Origin of the sequence: Bacteroides gallinaceum (assembly GCF_030373775.1) — a bacterium.
GTDB lineage: Bacteria > Bacteroidota > Bacteroidia > Bacteroidales > Bacteroidaceae > Phocaeicola > Phocaeicola excrementipullorum.
Window position 1 is genome coordinate 1 of sequence record NZ_JAUDEN010000028.1, and the last position, 19,108, is coordinate 19,108.

The 19,108-nt window shown below is 37.7% G+C and carries 14 protein-coding genes; 7 read left to right on the forward strand and 7 right to left on the reverse strand.

Annotated features, from left to right (window positions below):
- Positions 1–410: 410 nt before the first annotated feature.
- Positions 411–659 (reverse strand): hypothetical protein, encoded by a 249-nt coding sequence (locus QUW60_RS15180; RefSeq protein ID WP_491745709.1) that lies wholly within the window; start codon positions 657–659, stop codon positions 411–413.
- A gap of 112 nt (positions 660–771) precedes the next feature.
- Here QUW60_RS15180 and QUW60_RS12715 point away from each other — a divergent pair, with 112 nt between their 5' ends.
- Together QUW60_RS12715 and QUW60_RS12720 are read left to right on the forward strand one after the other, a co-directional pair.
- The gene (locus QUW60_RS12715) at positions 772–1,398 is read left to right on the forward strand and encodes a type IV toxin-antitoxin system AbiEi family antitoxin domain-containing protein (protein WP_289560904.1); all 627 of its coding nucleotides are present in this window, start codon (positions 772–774) and stop codon (positions 1,396–1,398) included.
- The gene (locus QUW60_RS12720) at positions 1,395–2,222 is read left to right on the forward strand and encodes a nucleotidyl transferase AbiEii/AbiGii toxin family protein (protein ID WP_011966733.1); all 828 of its coding nucleotides are present in this window, start codon (positions 1,395–1,397) and stop codon (positions 2,220–2,222) included. Before QUW60_RS12715 ends, QUW60_RS12720 begins: the two co-directional genes overlap by 4 nt.
- A 118-nt stretch (positions 2,223–2,340) precedes the next feature.
- Here QUW60_RS12720 and QUW60_RS12725 read toward each other — a convergent pair whose 3' ends face one another.
- A complete protein-coding gene (locus tag QUW60_RS12725; RefSeq protein WP_289560908.1) occupies positions 2,341–2,622 on the reverse strand; it encodes a hypothetical protein in 282 nt (93 codons plus the stop codon).
- 269 nt (positions 2,623–2,891) lie between these two features.
- Here QUW60_RS12725 and QUW60_RS12730 point away from each other — a divergent pair, with 269 nt between their 5' ends.
- From QUW60_RS12730 to QUW60_RS12750, 5 genes are all read left to right on the forward strand, one after another.
- Positions 2,892–3,212 carry a helix-turn-helix domain-containing protein gene (locus QUW60_RS12730; protein WP_025892849.1) on the forward strand — a complete coding sequence of 107 codons (321 nt, stop codon included), beginning with the start codon at positions 2,892–2,894 and terminating at the stop codon, positions 3,210–3,212.
- A gap of 191 nt (positions 3,213–3,403) precedes the next feature.
- Positions 3,404–6,337 carry a hypothetical protein gene (locus QUW60_RS12735; RefSeq protein WP_239466536.1) on the forward strand — a complete coding sequence of 978 codons (2,934 nt, stop codon included), beginning with the start codon at positions 3,404–3,406 and terminating at the stop codon, positions 6,335–6,337.
- A 13-nt stretch (positions 6,338–6,350) separates the two neighbouring features.
- Entirely contained in the window at positions 6,351–12,476 is a 6,126-nt protein-coding gene (locus QUW60_RS12740) for a DEAD/DEAH box helicase (protein WP_289560912.1), read from the forward strand.
- Between the two features lies 1 nt (position 12,477).
- Positions 12,478–13,557: a PD-(D/E)XK nuclease family protein gene (locus QUW60_RS12745; protein WP_007855260.1), complete on the forward strand. Its 1,080-nt coding sequence runs from the start codon at positions 12,478–12,480 to the stop codon at positions 13,555–13,557.
- Entirely contained in the window at positions 13,547–14,689 is a 1,143-nt protein-coding gene (locus QUW60_RS12750) for a DNA cytosine methyltransferase (RefSeq protein WP_018711820.1), read from the forward strand. The genes QUW60_RS12745 and QUW60_RS12750 overlap by 11 nt, the downstream gene beginning before the upstream one ends.
- A 78-nt stretch (positions 14,690–14,767) precedes the next feature.
- Here QUW60_RS12750 and QUW60_RS12755 read toward each other — a convergent pair whose 3' ends face one another.
- The 5 genes from QUW60_RS12755 to QUW60_RS12775 form a co-directional block, all read right to left on the reverse strand.
- On the reverse strand, positions 14,768–15,172 hold the full coding sequence (locus QUW60_RS12755; RefSeq protein ID WP_289560916.1) for a hypothetical protein: 405 nt from the start codon (positions 15,170–15,172) through the stop codon (positions 14,768–14,770).
- Between the two features lie 35 nt (positions 15,173–15,207).
- The gene (locus QUW60_RS12760) at positions 15,208–16,146 is read right to left on the reverse strand and encodes a relaxase/mobilization nuclease domain-containing protein (RefSeq protein WP_289560918.1); all 939 of its coding nucleotides are present in this window, start codon (positions 16,144–16,146) and stop codon (positions 15,208–15,210) included.
- Entirely contained in the window at positions 16,136–16,444 is a 309-nt protein-coding gene (locus tag QUW60_RS12765; protein ID WP_005646264.1) for a MobC family plasmid mobilization relaxosome protein, read from the reverse strand. The genes QUW60_RS12760 and QUW60_RS12765 overlap by 11 nt, the downstream gene beginning before the upstream one ends.
- Before the next feature lie 160 nt (positions 16,445–16,604).
- A complete protein-coding gene (locus QUW60_RS12770; RefSeq protein WP_289560921.1) occupies positions 16,605–17,657 on the reverse strand; it encodes a DUF6371 domain-containing protein in 1,053 nt (350 codons plus the stop codon).
- Positions 17,658–17,740: 83 nt separating this feature from the next.
- Positions 17,741–19,108, reverse strand: a complete 1,368-nt coding sequence (locus QUW60_RS12775; RefSeq protein ID WP_289560923.1) for a DUF3987 domain-containing protein — start codon at positions 19,106–19,108, stop codon at positions 17,741–17,743.

Consider the following 19,108-nt stretch of genomic DNA (forward strand, 5'->3'; position numbering starts at 1 on the left):
AAAGCGAACAACAATAAAGATGGCATGTGAAATGAAAAACCAAGCTCATTTACACATGCCGCCTTATATTTTTTGAACATTTACTGAATGTCCCTATATACGATAATGGATCAACGTAAAAACTTGAGGGATTCTCAAATTACGCATAAATTTCGATGCAGTATGTGTACATCTTTGATTATCAATAGTATAGCGCTCTAAAAGGTACAACCAGTAGATTGGCAAGTATCTGAGAATGTGTAAGTTAGTGATTTTTAGCACCATTCTCGGCTTGTACCTCCATTTTGGAAAGTAAAAGTAAGTGTAATTTCTTGAATATCAAAATGTGCGGTACAAAAACTTGTGAAAAATGCCGTTTTTTGATGGGAAAAGGTACAAAAATAGCCCTGAAACCGAGAGCCACATTATGATTATTTTGCGAAGTACTCCGTCTTCAACCAATAGGCATAAATCGGGTCCTGGAACGAGATTTTAGCAGCCTTATTATCCAATATATCATTCTTGATAAGGGCAGCCTTTGAACGGGATATTGAGGTCGTTGAAGAGATTTGATAGCGATGCATCACTTCAGTCGAACTGATGGCCTTTTCGCAGGCAATAAGAGCTTTGGGACAGTTCAATTGCTGTGTGGTCAGTGTTTCGGTGATTGTTACAAACAACAGCCTTATGTGGCAGCGGTCGCTATTTTTAAGATTGCCTTAGTAGTAATATTCTGAATAGAAAAGGAAGTATTATTTCTTTTTCTGTTCAATTTATTGCTATATTTGCAGTATGGATAGAAAATTAACTGAAATAGGAACCATTCCAGTAACGACTTCAATCATTGAATCGTTATACCCGGAACTTAAGTCTGCGAATAAAAAAGTGACCTGGCTTGAGAAGCAAGGATTTATCATCAGACTGAAGCGGGGACTTTATGTGGCTAACCCCAAACATTCAGGAAAGACCCTATCGAGTGAGTTGATAGCCAATCATCTCTATGCACCTTCGTATATTTCAATGTCTACTGCACTACGATATTATGGACTTATCCCCGAGGCTGTATATGTTCATCAATCAATGACGGTAAAGCACTCGCGTAGCTTTCAAACTCCGGTCGGCTGTTATGACTACAAACATATCTCAAAAATGGCATTTCCAATAGGAGTAAGGAGTATGTATAAGGATAATTATGCTTTTCTTATTGCATCACCGGAAAAGGCTTTGTGTGATTTGATTGCCAATTCCTCGCAGGTCAATCTTCGCTATATGAAAGATGTGGAAACATATCTTGAACAGGATATTCGTATGGATATGGATGAGTTCAATAAGATGGATAAAACCATATTCGAAGACTACATAAAAGTTGGCAAAAAGGCCGATTCAATTTCGACACTTTTAAAATTCTTAAGACGATGAAAAATGAAATATTCGACAATATGCTCTCCCGTTATGATTTAACAACAGAGCAACAGAAGAGAAACGCTATATTTGAAGTGAACCAACAAGTGATACTTGCTGGCTTGTATGCCGGAGGCTTTTTTGAGTCGGCGGCTTTCTATGGTGGAACTTGCTTGAGAATCTTTCATGGCTTACAGCGTTTCAGTGAGGATATGGATTTTTCATTGCTTACGCAAGATGATAAGTTCGATTTTACGAAATACTTTCCTGCTATCGTTGATGCTTTTACAATGGTAGGCCGTGAGGTTGAAATAAAGAAAAAAGACAAGAGGAATTTCGGAAAGGTCGAATCGGCATTTCTTAAAGATAATACCGATGTGTATGATGTGACTTTCCAAACAGAGAAATCTATAAAGATAAAGATAGAAGTAGATACTTGCCCACCGTTGAACTTCAAGACGGAACAGAAGCTATTGCTTCAGCCATATTCATTTATGACCCGTTGTTTTACACTTCCCGACTTGTTTGCAGGCAAGATGCACGCCTTAGTATATCGTGCGTGGAAGAACAGAGTAAAAGGTCGTGATTGGTACGACTTTGAATGGTATGTACGCCATAATATTCCACTTGATTTTGCTCATTTGGCAGAACGATGCAAGCAGTTCAACAATGAGAATATCACTCCAGAGTTATTCAAGGAGAAACTCATTGAGCGTCTCTCTTCAGCTGATATAAAACAAGTGAAAGAAGATGTATTGCCTTTCGTGCGCAATCCAAAAGAACTTGATATTTGGTCAAATGATTATTTCGTGCAGTTGGCAGGGATGGTAAGAATAGAATAATACAACCTTAAGCTTTCTCCAAGAAATAAATCCTAAGGTATTTATAGCATCAGCATGCCTACATCTTTTCTTATTGGCGAAAGCAATCCAAGTACGGTTACACTTATTCATAGCCTTATTATTTTGCGAAATATTCAGTCTTCAACCAATAGGCATAAATCGGGTCCTGAAACGAGATTTCACCGGCTTTATTATCCAATATATCATTCTTGATAAGGGCTGCCTTTGAACGGGATATTGAGGTCGTTGAAGAGATTTGATAGCGATGCATCACTTCAGTCGAACTGATGGCTTTTTCGCCGGCAATAAGAGCCTTGAGATAGTTCAGTTGCTGTGTGGTCAGTGTTTCGGTGATTGTTACAAACAACAGACCTATGTGACAGCGGTCGCTATTTTTCAAGATTACCTAAGTAGTAATATTCTGTACAGAAAAGGAAGTATTATTTCTTTTTCTGTTCAAATTATTGCTTTCTTTCTATAAATAATATATTGTTTGTTATCTGTAAAATATCAGCCTTATGAATAATATAATAGCATTTAATATCTCCAACGCCCAATAATATGACCAAAGCAGATTTCAACAGGAATAAATTCAAAAATTTATCTCCGTAACACATCATAAAATAAAGTAAAACTACTAGATTTGCATATTATATGATATATTGAGCTATGACAAAAAGTACAATGGGTACCAAGTTGCCAAGAAAGCTGGAGCAGAAGATGCAGATAGTAGGAGAACAGATCAGGCTGGCCAGATTACGCAGAAATCTCAGTATTGCCCAAGTTGCCGAACGTGCCACCTGTTCACCTCTTACGGTTTCACGTATAGAGAAAGGTGTACCGACAGTGGCAATAGGTATTTATCTCAGGGTGCTTTATGCGCTTCAACTAGATGATGATATCCTTCTGCTTGCAAAAGAAGATACAATGGGGAAGGCCTTGCAGGATTTGAGTCTTAAGAAACGAGAAAGAGCATCCAAAAAAGAATAAGGTATGAAAAGAGTTTATGTATTTGCAGATTTTGATTGGCTGAAAGCACCAAGGTTGATTGGAGAGATGAGTTACGAATCCTTTCGTGGCTTTGCTAGCTGGTGCTGCAAAAGTTGAATTAGGTAAAAATGAAATAAAATATTTTTAAGAGTATTCAAAATTTTATTTAGGGTATTAATAATATCGAGAGTATGAATTATACAGCTTGGAGTGAACTTATATACAAATATTATTTTGAAAGACACTCAGATGCTAGAGTTGTACTTCATATTACTTTGCAAGATCTTGTTGATTTTGCAAAAGAAGAAAATGTGGAGATTGCAAAAGGTCGATATGCCTCTGAATTTAAGGACGATTTTATCAAAAGGGATTTTGTTTGTAAATTTTGGATTAATATAAAAGATAGGTGCCCTAGTATAGAGGATTTTAAAGAAAAACTATTAGCTCTTAAACATATGGCAAAGGAAGAACATAATTATAAATATCTTCTTCCTATTATTGCTATTTTAATTATGCCAATTTGTGAAAACGATGCGCTTGAATTGCATGGGAATGATTATTATGGCCATCTTTTACCATTTCTATTTAGTAATGGGTTCATAAATAAAAAAGCAAATAATGATGGGAATCTTTTGCAAGATATTGCTTTAGATGAAATTTGGAATTGCATTAATAAGTGGGCTGAGTCAGAATCTCTAGCTTTTAAATCAAGCCAAGTTGTTTCGGGTAATGGAAGGAGACATTATGTACGGTCCCTGATGAAAGAGAGTCTGCTATCACCGTCTCACCTTCAAAAATTTTGTATCATATTTGAAAAAGGAGGTCTTGCCCCTAAAGTTAACATTGAAAATGATAGATTGTTATCAGCCTTTCGTACGAATTATCAATACATTGGATTATCAATTGGAAGATATAATCAGCTAGTAGGTAAAGAGTTCAAAGAGTATCTTATATCTGTTCTACGTAAAGAATACGATCATTGGGATGGTACAACGAAAATAAAAGAGAGGGATCCCAATACGGGAAGAATAAAGATTAAATCAGATAACACGTATTATCCTCTATTATTAATGATGGATTTTGATGTAAATTCTCGAGTAGTAAAATTTGGATTCCATCTATATTGTCCTGATATTGATGATATGGATGATATGCATTTTATTGCGGATAATTCAGAAGTAGATTTACCTTTAATTTATATCAAAAGTGATGGATATGCTAATCGTCCATTTTATATTGAAAATAATATAGTCAATAGAATTTTTAAGGATAGAAATGGTGTATATGAGATACATGAAGAGAATTTAGAAACAATTAAAGGTCGATTCGTTGTTTCTGATTACTATCTTCTCAGAGTCTATCAAAATAAATATATTGCAACGAATGAATTTATCAAGGGTAAGTTTTACTTTATTGTTGTAAGAAAAGATGTAATAGAATTATTTACGGAATGGCTCAAAGGAAATTCCGCTGAATTTGTTTCTGATTGTATATTAGGCGGTAACTATTGTCTGTATAGGATAAATTGCGCTATTATGGAAATGCCACAGCGTAATAATTTGCGTTTTAATTCAGATTTGAAATGCAAATCCGTGAATAATATCGAAGTAAAGACGGCAGAAAATCAAGAGGTTATATTATTATCTAATTTATTCCCTGCACATTTTGAAATTTCAGGTGTTGATGTAGCAAAAGATAAAATATATGCAGTTTCTGTGAATAGTGAAAATAGGTACTCACAAGAGTTGATTTATGATCAGAAGAAAAGTGTCTGGATATTATCTGTAAGTATAAATACAGAGTTTGTACTATATTGTAATGAAAGTCGTATACCTTATGGACATACATATAAATTTTCAGATTTTATTCTTCCGAAAAGTTTTAAAGAAGTAAAATTGGATAAATGGGGCAAAACAAATGGAAAACTATTTTCATTGGGACTAACACTCCCTGATGAAGTTGCTAATAAGAATTTGATTAACTGGTCTTTGTTAAAGGAGCAAATGGAAGATGCTCCGATAAAGACTATTGTAAATAATACATATAAAGAAACAGATTATCTTCTCTATGCAATTACATCGGCTTCTTATCAAACAGATAGTTGGCTGATGAATATGAAATGGATTAAATCCATTCGGGACCGTATTGTTTCAGAATTGGAAGATAAAGGGAAAGAATCTCAACCTGATAGATTTGCACTAAAAAATTTGCTTGCAGATTATTTCCGAATGGGATATATAAATTATGCATATACAGAAAATGGATTGTGTATAACGGCAAATCACCCTACTTTAATATTACTTGTCCCAGAATATAAGAGAGAGATTTTGCCAGGCGCAGATGGAAGGAATATTGTACGTCGCAAATGTATTGAAAGGAAATATAAATGCCTGTTGTCTGGTGGTAGAACCATATCCCTTATTAAAGAGATAGAAAGGTATCAATTACAATATCAATATGAATTAGAAATAAAATGTGAGGACAATAGTTTGATGCCTCAAACCATTTATCTTTATGCGGAGGAAAGAGATTCGTTTAAAAAGTTAGCAGAGAAGTTAAATCTTAAGTATCAAGATAATATCTATTCTAATGCATTGCTTGAAACATTGCCCTCAGTTGAAGAGTATATTGAAGAAATAACTTCTAATGGTGTAGAAAGAGATTTGTTTATGGTTAAAAGCTTTCGTGCAATAGATTATAAAAGAATGGCTGAATTGTATCCTGAAAAATTGAAATTGGGTAGGTATCTGTCTAATGCGGAGATAGATAAAAGAAACTTTGACAAAAATAAGGATTTTGTAATTTTCTTTCCGGGTACTAAAGATGAAGTTTCTGTATTGATTCATGATGGGCAAATGAAAGAAGTTGATAAATACTGGGGACATTTTATCGGAATGAGGTATGCAGATGCGAAAGTTCTTATTTATGATAAAGAACGGGCACAAATTAGTATGCCTCAACAGTTAAGATTACCTTTACTTTATGCTAGAGCATTGACAATGTTGACAGGACAAACTCCTGAGTCAACTTTGGGTAGTCGGGCTTATAATATTTGCGTAAATCCTTGTACAGATGCAAGTGCAAGTAGTCCGGATACAATCTTAAAAAAATTAGGACAAATTTAAATTATGATGTATTATGGCAAAATATCTTATTGATCCAATATATGCGTATAAGGAGATAAAGGATAATTTTATCCTTTATGTAAAGACCGCATTTGGAACACGATATAAAAGTATTGAAGAAGAACGTGAAGAGTTATTACGAACAGATCAAGTTGCGGCTCGTGAGCCTTGGATAGAACCATTACCTGCTTATAAGAATGTTGAATTGGATAATGGTGAAAAGCTGCGTATTTCATCGTTAAGAAAGCAGGATCTCCCAACGATGAATCAAGAGTCATCTTCTATATTTAAGGAATTTATTCTTAAAGGATTAATAAAAGGGGATTACCCGATATATCAGCATCAAGCAGAAATGTTGCGTAAAGCATTGGAAGGAAAAAATTGTGTTATCACCTCTGGTACCGGTTCCGGTAAAACAGAATCGTTCTTACTACCTATGCTTGCGAGCATTATTCAAGAAGCGGAGAATGAATGGAAACAGCCTGTTGCATATACTCCAAACCGATGGTGGAATGCGAATGATGGCAATCCGTTGCTTATGCAGGATATATTTGAATTCCCGCAAGGAGCAGAACAAGGAACTCCCGGATATTTAGCATCTTCTGCTATGCAGCGTCCTAATGAAAAACGAGATGCGGCTGTCAGAGCCCTTATAATATATCCTATGAATGCATTGGTAGAAGATCAAATGACTCGTCTGCGTGATGCTTTGGATAATGATGAAGTACAAAAGTGGATGACAGAGCGTTTGCACGGAAATCGCATCTTTTTTGGACGTTATAATGGTGCTACGCCAACGCCTGGTTATCCAAAGTTTGGAGAAACAGATAGGAATCGTCGAATCTATCAAAGTTTGTTGTCTTCTATGAATGCATTAGACAAAATGACAGACGATACATTAAAACTTCTTGATTCTAATTTATCTGAAGAACAACAAAGAAAAAATAAAAAGAAATATGAGGTAAGACGCACCATTTCACAAATGATATGTGGCAAGGATGGCATTGCTTCATCAGAAATGCGTTCACGATTCGACATGCAACAGACACCTCCCGATATTCTGATTACCAATTATTCTATGTTGGCAATGATGTTGATGCGAGAGGTGGACAATCCAATTATAGAAAAGACTCGACAGTGGTTGGCAAAAAGTTCATCACATATTTTTCATCTTGTTATTGATGAGTTGCATTTAAATCGTGGTACTTCAGGTACAGAAACCGCCTATCTTATTCGCTTGTTGCTTAATCGACTCGGTCTATCACCAAATAGCCCTCAGTTAAGAATTCTTGCGTCTTCAGCATCTCTTGAAGTCACTGGCACAAAGAGAAATGAAAGTTTGAAATTTTTAAAGGACTTCTTTGGAACCGAGTTTACTGCAGATAATGTTGTTGAAGGGCATTATATGCAAACTGTACAAAGTTATAACAGTGTTCTTCCAACAGAGCCATTTGTTAGAATTTATGATTTGTTTTACGAGAACCCCTCGTGTTTTGAAGAGTATCAGACTAAGGCTGAAATTAAAAATCGTGTAGATGAGGTTTGTTCTAACGTAGCTTTATCATTAGCAACCTATGCACATTGTGAATTGCCTGATACTGATGGATTGGCACAGTTGCTCCATGTCTTTGCATCCGATGAATTGTCCATAGCTAAACGTTTGTCAGACACCTTTGATTTAAAAGAACTGGGGCATAACAGGGCCATTCCATTTTCTAAAGGGAAAGGTGAACCAGAATCTGCAAATGCGTTAGGACGGTATTTTGTAGACTATCTTTTTGGTAATATGAAGGATGAATCTGTGAAGGCCGCCGAAGGTTTAGTAATAATTCGGGGGTTATATGATATATTTGATAAGGTAGATTGTGGACCTATGCAGCGTTTTCGTTTCCATTTATTCTATCGAAACATAGATGGATTATGGGCTACGCTTGAGAAGTATGATGAGGAGAAAGGGAGGCCGGTAGGTAAGCTTCATGCCCATTCTTATGAGATAGATGGAGACAAGCGTGTGTTGGAGTTGCTTTACTGCGAACAATGTGGTACATTGTTTTATGGAGGCAAACGACATGCTTATAGAGAACAAGGTATGTGGAAGACAGATATATTGCCGACTAGTTCTAATCTAGAAGATTTACCTGAGCGACAGAGCCAGGTTATGGTAGAGAAACGAAATTATCACGAATTTGCAATTTTCTATCCAGTACCGTCAAGTATTCGTGATGTTGATAGAATGTTACAAGAAGTCGGTGTCGGTTTACAACATAAAATAAGTTTTAATGAAAATCGAGAAAACTTAAGTTGTCACTGGCAACTTGCTTTCTTGGATGAAAAAACGGGACACGTTACTATCGCTCAAGATGGAGAACAATATTCCGGCATCAGAGGCTTTTTATATACTGTGGAAGCTTTGGATGGAGAACAAAATATTGATGCAGCTATCAAAGCTCCTGCATTACCTTGCCATTGTCCACATTGCGCTACAGACAGATTTGGAAGGTCATTCCGCTCACCTCTTAGAGGATTCCGAACTGGTTTCAATAAAGTCACTCAGTTATATGCTCGCGAATTGTTCTACCAGTTGCCTACTGCACATAATCGTAAGCTTGTGACATTTGCTGATAGTCGTCAAGATGCTGCTGTTGTAGCTAATAGCATTGAGCGTAATCAATATACAGATTTAATGCGCGATATCATTGTAGAAGAATGTACACTTGATCCAAGTATAGATTATGAAGCAAAACGAAATTATCTTGATGAACTTTTGACTGATAAGAATGAGGCTAAAACAACACTTGATAATCCTAATGCAACATCACGCGAGATACGTAGTGCTCAACGTACACTTAATACCATAGACGACGAGATTGCCGAGGTAAAAAACATTTTGGAAAAAACTATTCCTGTAGAACAATTAATAAATACGAATAATTGCATTGATTCGCCTATTTATAAAGCTTTTAGAGAATTATATACAAATCCTGCTGGTTGCAACTCTGCGAATCAGCATTTTGAGGAAACACCGACCGCTAGTCCGGTAATGTGGTATGAGATAGATAACAATGCATCTCCATTGTTGAAACAAGATGTTAATAGAAAAGTTGGAAGTGCCATTATTCAAAATGTTATGCATGTGCTATTCGGACGTTTGCATTATAATGCTGAAAGTGCTGGTATTGGATGGGTTACTGTACCAAGGGATGAAAATAGGATTCATGTTATACTTACTAATTCAGGTTTAGCTGATATTTCATCGGATGTATTTATGGAAATAGTCAATTCTGTTATTCGATTAATTGGTAATTCATACCGATATACAAATAACCCTTATGATATATTTCCTACAGACAGTGATGCGAATTTTCAAAATTTGAAAGCGAAATCTCCTATTAGAAGGTATATTTATTCGTGTTGTGATAAGTATCGAATACCATATGTAAGACAGAATGGAAGGCAAACAAAGGTTCCCAACATACTGGGGCAAGCTGTTCTGGATTATCTTGCCTTAACAGGCAATCAACAAATGTTTTTGCAACCTCATGCATTATTGATTCGTGGAGTTTTGCCAAATGAAATTGGTTATATTTGCCCTAAGTGTGGTCGTGCACATCTAAATAAATCGGCAGGAATTTGTACCGGTTGTTTTCAACATTTGGATGAAATACATACCATTACTATTGATGAACTGCGCAGGCAAACGGACTTAATGATTAATATTGTTAAACATCGTCCTGCTTGTAGATTACATAGTGAGGAACTTTCAGGGCAGACCGATAATCAAAGTGAACGTCAGATGGAATTTCGCGATATTGTAAGAATCGATCAAAATTCTGCTCATGCAGAATACATAGAAAAAGTTCGTTCTATTGATGTCTTGAGTGTAACCACTACCATGGAGGTTGGGGTTGATATCGGTCCATTACAGGGTGTTATGTTAACAAATATGCCTCCTCAGCGATTTAATTATCAACAAAGAGTAGGACGAGGAGGTCGTCGAGGACAGGCTTACTCTATGATTTTGACCCTATGTCGAGGTCGCAGTCATGATGAACATTATTTTCTAAACCCTCATCAGATAACTGGTGATCAACCTCCTACTCCTTTTTTGTCGATGAATCAGTTAGAGATTCTGCAAAGGTTATATGCAAAGGAAGTGTTGTATTATGCGTTCAAGTCTTATTCCGATGAGTCTAATGTCCGCTTAGATGGCAACACTCATGGCGAATTTGGTACACGGCAAGGATGGATAGATAATGTAGGGGCCATAAAAGATTATGTGCAAAGTTGGTTATGTAATACAACAAATTTAGATAAGCTGTACCATATAGCCACTTTGTTAACCAATGACAAGAATCTTGTTTCAAAGTTAGTTCAATATGTATCTGATATTACTAATAAAAATTGCTTGATAATGCAAATGGATCGAACTGTAACAGACCAATCTATTGTTGCTGATATGCTTGCGGAATGTTTGGCTGAAGGTGGTGTATTGCCAATGTATGGAATGCCGACACGAGATCGACTCTTATATCATAGTTTGCAATATACTGAAGGAAATGTGGTAAAAGAAGAAATTGCTTCAGTTTCACGTCCAATAGATCAAGCTATTACAGCTTTTGCCCCTGGCGCTTCTATCACAAAGGATAAACATATTCTTACATCTATTGGTTTTTCTCAATCATCAATAGTGTATGGAATAGGAATCAATGGTCAAGGGTGTATCAAGACAAAAGGTAATGCAAATGCTCCTATATTTCCTTTAAGGATGACATTATGGGAATGTAGCAATCCTAGCTGCAAGTGTATTGTAACAGACAATCGTAATCCAAATACTCAAGGTGTAGTCTGCGATTACTGCATGTCACCAATGACTTCCAAAACGATTTGTACACCTGCATCATTTATTACAAGTCTTTCGAAAGGTTTTGATCAAAAAGATGATTCTGAAATTATAGTAAAGCGTAATGGTATTTGCATGGAGAATTCAGAACGTCCTATAGTTAAAGTCTTTGATGATATGAATGTCTCTCTTTCGTTATTTAGAAACGGTAAAACGTGGCGAATAAGTGATAAGGAAATTGAAGGTCGTGAATGTAGTGTAAGCTATAATTTGAACGGAACTAGGATTCGGTCTTTGGCAAAACAATGGATTGCAAATCCCATTTATAATGGTACGGATAGTCCCAATATATTAAATGGCAATGTAACGCTATTACCTCCTGATGACAAAGATGTTAAAACATATATTACACCATTGGGTAATAGGTTGGAAACGATTCATTTGGCAGCACAAAAAATAACGAATGTGATAACATTGTCTCCTGCAAATAGGGTGGAAGGATTGATTCTTGAACCTTTCCATTGTGTTAATAATAGATTGGATTTTAGAACACAAGGGGTAAGAGCTGCATATTATACTTTATCATTCCTCATCCAGAGAGCAATAGCATCAAAACTTGATATAGACCCAACCGAAATAGACGTTGTTGAGGTTCTTTCAAAGACAGGAAATTTGGGTGAAGTGTGTCTTGCTGATGAAAAGATAAACGGTTCAGGTTTTGTCGCTGATTTCTGTTTGAATTTCCTTGATTATAGAGACAGAATACTGAATGGAATGGATTTGTATTTTAAGCAGATGTTAAGCGATGAACATATTAAAGAATGTGATTCTTCATGTTATAAATGTTTGAAATCTTATAAAAACATGCCTTATCATGGTTTACTTGATTGGCGTTTGGGTATTGCTCTGTTTCGTGTAATGTGTGATAATAATTATAAGGCAGGTGCAGATGGTAAATTCAATACACCAGAATTAAAGGGCTGGTCTGAGTTGGCAGAGACATTATTGAAGTCGCTAAATGAAGGATTTTATAGTACTAATCCATATCAAATAGCTAAAACAAATAATGGGATACCATATATGTATGATACAGAAGGGAAAAGGAAGCCAGTTTTTGCTTCGCATCCGCTATGGGAGGGTGTTGCAGAGACCCAAATACTTGCTGATGCAGTTTTTGAAGCATCTCTTATTTGTAATGCAAAATGGGATAGTTCAAATGTTATAACAATTGACACATTTAATTTGCTTCGGAGAATAAGTAATTGTTACGAGTATATTCAAATACAACAAAATATCTGATATGAGATTTATCAAGATACCACATATTGATGATACTTGGGACAAAGTTCATATTAAGACTTTGTCTCCAAGCTCTTTCTCATGGATTTGTAATGGATGTGCATATCAGGTTCTTCTTCAAAAGGTATTATATACATTAGGTGATAATACTTATTTTTTGCCTCCTCACAAAAATACGATTCTTGGAACAATCATACATAAAATTTATGAATTAGCCTCAAAAGGCACATTATCTACTCCAAGAGAAATGATGGAAATATGGGAGCAACTTGTTAATGAGCAGAAAAAAAAACTAATTGAAAGTTATCCTACTTTATTAAATCCTAAAATTAATGATTACGATAAAAGAAATAAAGCTATAAGATATGCAATTACTATACACGAGAAAAAAACAGATTTTTTATTAGAATCTACAAATATCAAGATAGTTTCGGAAAAGCCAATTGTTTGTGAGGATATAGGACTCTCAGGAGTTGTAGACAAGATGATAATTGATTCTGGAAATATCGATATTATCGATTACAAGTCTGGTCGGGTGGTAGATGAAGATGGTAATCTGAAGTTGGAATATATTGTTCAATTGCATCTTTATGCTGCTATGTGTGTTCATCTGTCCTTAGGAAATATACGGTCATTGAAACTAATAGATATTGAAGGACAGCTTTTTGATATAGTTTATGATGAGGAATTAAGCAAAGCTCTTGTAAAAGACGTTGCAGAAAGAATTGTTAAATTAAACAATGCAATAAATGCACGTCAATTTGAAGATTTAATAAAACCGGATAAAGATAGGTGTGGCTATTGCTCTTGCAGGCATATTTGTAATTATATGATTCAATCGGACGAATTGATATACAGAACAATATGTGGTTATGTTAAGAGGATCTCTAGTTCAAATATGTATATTTTACAAAATGGGGATATCACATATTATATTTCTGGAATTGGTGTGTATCCAATTGATGATTATTATGGTTATATTGGGAAAAAATTGGTATTTATTAATGTGATCCGTACTTCTTCATTAGCAAATAATTACACCTATAAAGTAACTGAAAATACATTAGTTTATGAATTATAACACAATAAATATAAAAAAAGAAAGAATACCTATTATTTCTTTTTTTTCAGGTGGGGGATTTATGGATATGGGTTTTATAAGTGCTGGGTTTGATGTCGTATTTGCAAATGAATATGATAAAGTGTTTGCACAACTGCATGATGAAGGCTTATTTTCATGGGCAAAAGCTCATAAGGAAAGATTCTGTCCAATTAGTACAACTGAATCTTTAACAGATTTATCTCCTAAAGCTATAATTGATATGGCTTTTCCCAATGGTGTTCCAAATTTATGGGGTATAATTGGAGGACCTCCTTGTCAAGATTTTACAATGAATGGAAATGGAAAAGGCTTTAATGGTGAACGTGGGAAAATGACGCAAGTTTTCTATAATAGAATACGTAAGATGAAACCTTCGTTCTTTGTTATGGAAAATGTGGTAGGATTACTTATGCGCAAAGAGCAGAAAAGAATACTAGATACTTTATTGTTAAATAGTATTTGTGATGATTATTATATTGATAGACAAATATTGAATGCGCTTTATTACGGAGTACCTCAATATAGAAAAAGGGTGTTCATAATTGGAATTCGTAAAGACTGCTTCACTCCATTGGTTACACGTACACCATCTATTGATAATGTAACATCAATAGATTTTCCTTGGCCAAAAGCTAAATTTCCAAATGCAGAAAAAGAATATGACTGGCCTTCAATGATTCCTTATGGCACAATAAATGTGATAAAGCCAGAAAGCATACCATACGAACTCTGTGTCCAAAGCTGTTTAGATAATGCGGTAAATATGCCTAATGGAATAGAATATTTTGAACTTATTAAAAATTCAGAAAAGAGAAAGGAAATTTACGAAGGGGATACAAAACGCAGATCATTTAAAAGATTACATCGTTATCGTTATAGTCCAACAACATGTTTTGGTAATAATGAAATCTTTCTTCATCCATATAATAATAGGAGATTATCTGTTCGTGAAGCATTAAGAATACAAGGTGTAGATGATAAATATTGTTTTGGTCCTGGACGACTTTCAGCAAAGTTCAAAATTATTAGCAATGGCGTTCCTACTCCTTTAGCGAAGGTCGTAGCAAACTCGCTATATGATTTTTTATATGATTTACAGAGAAATAAATAGTCTAGCTTAGATACTATTTGTTGCATAAAAAATATTATTAGGAGAGTTTTTGAATCTCCTAATAATATTTTTTAATAGTTATATTTTTAGCTCCTTTAACGGCAACCCATAATTATATTGTCTGAAAAATCCTCTGTGGATAAGTTTCAGACCAAGGGTCTGATAATACTTGTAGTCATCATCTTCGGTGCAGAGGTATTTATAACCATAGCGTGGGGCGTACTCCTTGAAGAAACGGGCAAGGTCTTTCAGATTTTCCTGTTGGTTTCGTTTGAAGTTGCTGCGCACAATGATAATGCTCCAGTCGGGGATACTGCCAACGCCGCAACTGTATTCCCAGAAACGGATATATAAATCCATTTCGCCTACATGGACAGAAACACAAATGCCGTTGGCGTTGTGCATAACGGAACAGCAGTTTCTGTAACCAAATCTCTCACACAAATAGAGATTGAAATCATAAATAAAATCGGAATAGTTCATAATAATTTGAATTTTGATGGTTAATAAAAAATTGATTATAGACTGAAACCTCGCTTGCGTTTCGGTTTCTTTTTCTTCTTTTTAAGCCGGTTAGCCTGTATCGCTTCCTCCGTATCATAATCCGTAGGAGAGGGCGTGAACAATCCCACACTGATGCTGGAATGATTCTCCTGCTGGTATTCATGACGAGGTTCCTCGCGTATGGTTTCTGCCTGTGCCTGACGCTGGTTCATGGTAGCAGAAAGAGCGTTATATCTCAGCTCCTGGTCGATGTTCAGGAAACTGAACTGGCGGTCAATCTTGGAACCGCTAAAGGTCAGTTGGTCACATGTGAACTTGACACCTTGCATCTCTCCGGTCGTGCGACTTAGCTTCCATTGCGTATCAATTCCGTACTTCCGTAAGGCCAGTCGCAGCTCACTCCAGCTTCTGGCGTTCGGAACTTCTCGTTTCAAGGCATGATAGATAAAATACTTTACCTTGTCATGACGACGTAACCGCATGAAATTGACATTCTCTTTTCCTTCGGCAAAATGCAAACGGTAACGGGCTGTCAGCATCTTGCAGACCTTTTCGTTCCGGTAACGGTCGTTCTTGTCGCTGATGGTGCGGCCGTCATTATCCACCCGGTTGTAAACGATGTGACAATGCGGATGATCACGGTCGGTATGCCGAGCGATGATGAACTGCGTGTTCTCAATTCCCATCAGTTTCATATAGTCGTGGGCGATCCTCAACATCAGTCCATCATCGTCACGGATGCGGTCTCCGTCTTCTGCGGAGAAGCTCAATGATATATGACCGACCGTGTTCTTGACCTTGTCGTTCAGTAAAGTCTGCAACTCGAATTGTTCCGCTATTTCTTCAGGTGAACCGTAGACACCAACTGCTTTTAGCAGTCGCGATTTATCTTCTTTCAGCACATAGTTTACGCACCCGGAAAACGATGTGCCCTTGACAATTTTACCTATCATCTTTGAGCTGTTTTATGAGTTGTGAAATCTGTTGAACGGCGGTACTGCACTCATCAGCCACACGATAAAAACCGTAAGCATTGGCTCGTCTGGCAAGCTGGTTCAGGTTCGTGCTTTCGCCAATCAGTTTTCGGATGATGTCAAGATTTTCTCTCGTAATTCGTTCGCGCACCGTACCGTGTTCGATGAGTGAACGTACTACCTCGCTTTGACTGCGTTTGCTGCGTCGGCTGAGTGCTCTGAGCCAGCCGAATTGTTCGTCTGTAAGACGGATTGTAACTGTATTTTTCTTGTCCATAATATTTGCTTTTGAGATTAATAATTGTGACCATCGGGAGCCGTCTCACCGTCTTTTGAGGTGAGCAAGTGGCCGGGAAATGTAATACACCGGCATAAACTTGCTCCAGTGAAAAAGAAGTGAATCAGACATCAGAAAGTCATCGTTTGAAAATTCCTTTTTAGGTACGTTGAGCCATTGCTGAAAGCGGTGCTTTTTCCACATTGACAAGCTGTAGATCGAAAGTTTCAACCAGCGTTTTCAAGGCCGGATTCAACGTGATAAGACGATTAAGAATAGCTTCCTTTGTCTCTTCTCTCAGCAGAAAATCGGCGATGTCATGACCTGCATCCCGTTCTTCTTTTGTTGCGTTTCTTTCCATAAAATCGAAAAGAGAGACCTCTATTCCCAGGCTCCGGATCATCTCCATTTTACTGTTCCAATAGTCGGTTGCACCCAGGTCAGGGAAGAGCAGGACACGTCGGTTTCTCAATACGCTCATGGCATCCCGATTAAATGCTCCGTTCTTTCCGCCCGAAGCAATCCATAGATATTGCGGCAGATAGAAGCTGGAAATCAAAGCGCTTTTCTCACTCTCCACAAGGGCAACCGGACGTTGCTGATCAGAGGACAAAAGGTGCTCACCAAATAGGCATTGCCGGAGGTTGAAATTCTCTTTCTTCAAAAGGGAATGTACCCACGTGATGTAGTTGTGTGGCTCTTTAATCCGTCTTCCGTTTTCGGGATTGTAGAGCATCACTTTTCCGGTGCGTACCTGTCCGGAAATATCCACCTGCCAGAAGACCGTAGCACCCGGCCAGTGCTTCGAGGTTCCTACATGGTAGCGCAACATCAGTTCTTCGGTAGCCTCCTGTCCGAAATGAAGACTCAGGAACTGAAACAGCTTGTTCGTGTGATACAGCTTCAGGGACTGCCTCATGATTTCCGGCTCAATGAAGGATGGTGCAGGAGGCAGACTGATGCGTGGCTTTGACACCGGTACAAACTCTTCGCTCAATCGTTCCTTGGCCATCGGGTTCTCGTCAAAGTACATTTTGGGCGTATAGTTGTAGCCGCACTTCTGTTCATGGTTGCATCGTCCTACATAATCGGGAAAGCTGATTTGCTTTTCCGTATCGATGTATTTGGCGAAACAACTTTTGCGATGGCAGTTCGGGCATGTGTGCCGGGTGCTGACACCTTTGTATGGTTCTAATGTGAATCTGTAGTTCATTTTTCTTTCTGTTTGGATGTTACTATGCACATTTTCGCAACTTCACAAACCCTTCGGTTGCGAAAATGTGCATAGTAACAGGTTTATTTACTGTATTCTCCGTGATTCTCTTTTCTGAATAATGTTCCGATGTGGCGTTTTAGAAACATTTTGAAAGCATGCTCCTTCATCCCGTAACTTTCAGCAATGCCGATACCTTCTGCCGTTGTAAATCTCTGAGGCAGGTTCAGGTAGATGTTGCGGTGCAATTCGCTCAACTGTTCCTGACTGACGGCAGTCTGCACTTTTACAGCTGTTGTCCGAAAATATTCAGTCAGCAGGATGGCACGGTTCACGCTTTCAAGGTCAATCGTAGTCTTATCGCACTCTCCGCAAGTCCATCGGGCAAGCTGTATAATCAGACAAAACCGGATAATGTAGATTTCCAGTTTGCAGTAAATACCTACCAAAGCATCATTGGTTTCCATATCACATTGGCGGGCATTTTCATGCTGCCAACCGTAAAGCCGTTGCTTGGCGTCTTCATCAAATGGCAGGCATTGAGACTGCAACTCATTATTCTCGTCATGCGGACAATCTTGTGCGATCAGCTTATCGATAATCTGTTGCCACTGGATTTCCAGTTCTTCAGGAGTTTCCCGGTCATTCCATCTGCTTTTCAAGACAGATTCAGGCATCACGAAAAGAATACGATCAATAAAACCGTTACTCGAACGCTCGCCCTTGACCAGTTCGCCCAGAATTTTCTTTTGGATGGTACCGATAACGGAGATATAGGGACGTCTGATAAAAATGGAACTTTGCGTACTCTTGCGATCGGAAATCGTAGGCTTGGCATTGAACACTGAAAGCCAGAACTGTTCTTCCGAACCGTTGTTGTAACGGTTGAAATTCTTGAACCAGGCAGATAGCTCGTCCGACCAAAGGCAGAGTCCTCTAGGATTCTGGGCGTGTATCAGGCTCAATCCTTCGGGAGTGATATCCGAAACAAGAAAGCGTCTGCGCACGGGAGCCTGCGGAAACTCATCCAAACCGGCTTCCATGCGTTCCTTCTTACTCATGGACATAGTGCGTTCATACTCGGCATACAACTTCTGATACTCCTGATTCTGACAATAGTCATGTTCAATAAACGGCTGGAAAGCGAAACTCAGCGGATGACTCTTATTGGCTCCGGGGCGTCCAATCAGTGCCATGTACAGGATAGGGCTTTCCAGCCAGTTGCGCTTCACCTGCACCAAATGGGAGTTGCCTATCCCCACGGCAATGGCCGCAAGGGTAGCCGCAGCAACATAATCCACGGGATAGCCCTGACAATCGTGCAAACTGCTGATGATACGTTGAATCCTGATAGGAAAGACCTCTATCGGGAACTCACCGCCGGACATCTTGGCTCCGATGCGCACAGCCTCGCCGATGATACCTTCTGCTGTTAATTTGGAGGTTTCCAT

What these genes read in the sequence shown, in the direction of transcription:
- QUW60_RS12745 (WP_007855260.1), top strand. Translation starts at nt 12,478, where the DNA reads ATGAGATTTATCAAGATACCACATATTGATGATACTTGGGACAAAGTT.
- QUW60_RS12750 (WP_018711820.1), top strand. Translation starts at nt 13,547, where the DNA reads ATGAATTATAACACAATAAATATAAAAAAAGAAAGAATACCTATTATT.
- QUW60_RS12715 (WP_289560904.1), top strand. Translation starts at nt 772, where the DNA reads ATGGATAGAAAATTAACTGAAATAGGAACCATTCCAGTAACGACTTCA.
- QUW60_RS12730 (WP_025892849.1), top strand. Translation starts at nt 2,892, where the DNA reads ATGACAAAAAGTACAATGGGTACCAAGTTGCCAAGAAAGCTGGAGCAG.
- QUW60_RS12765 (WP_005646264.1), bottom strand. Translation starts at nt 16,444, where the DNA reads ATGGACAAGAAAAATACAGTTACAATCCGTCTTACAGACGAACAATTC.
- QUW60_RS12770 (WP_289560921.1), bottom strand. Translation starts at nt 17,657, where the DNA reads ATGAACTACAGATTCACATTAGAACCATACAAAGGTGTCAGCACCCGG.
- QUW60_RS12740 (WP_289560912.1), top strand. Translation starts at nt 6,351, where the DNA reads ATGGCAAAATATCTTATTGATCCAATATATGCGTATAAGGAGATAAAG.
- QUW60_RS12755 (WP_289560916.1), bottom strand. Translation starts at nt 15,172, where the DNA reads ATGAACTATTCCGATTTTATTTATGATTTCAATCTCTATTTGTGTGAG.
- QUW60_RS12720 (WP_011966733.1), top strand. Translation starts at nt 1,395, where the DNA reads ATGAAAAATGAAATATTCGACAATATGCTCTCCCGTTATGATTTAACA.
- QUW60_RS12760 (WP_289560918.1), bottom strand. Translation starts at nt 16,146, where the DNA reads ATGATAGGTAAAATTGTCAAGGGCACATCGTTTTCCGGGTGCGTAAAC.
- QUW60_RS12735 (WP_239466536.1), top strand. Translation starts at nt 3,404, where the DNA reads ATGAATTATACAGCTTGGAGTGAACTTATATACAAATATTATTTTGAA.
- QUW60_RS12775 (WP_289560923.1), bottom strand. Translation starts at nt 19,108, where the DNA reads ATGGAAACCTCCAAATTAACAGCAGAAGGTATCATCGGCGAGGCTGTG.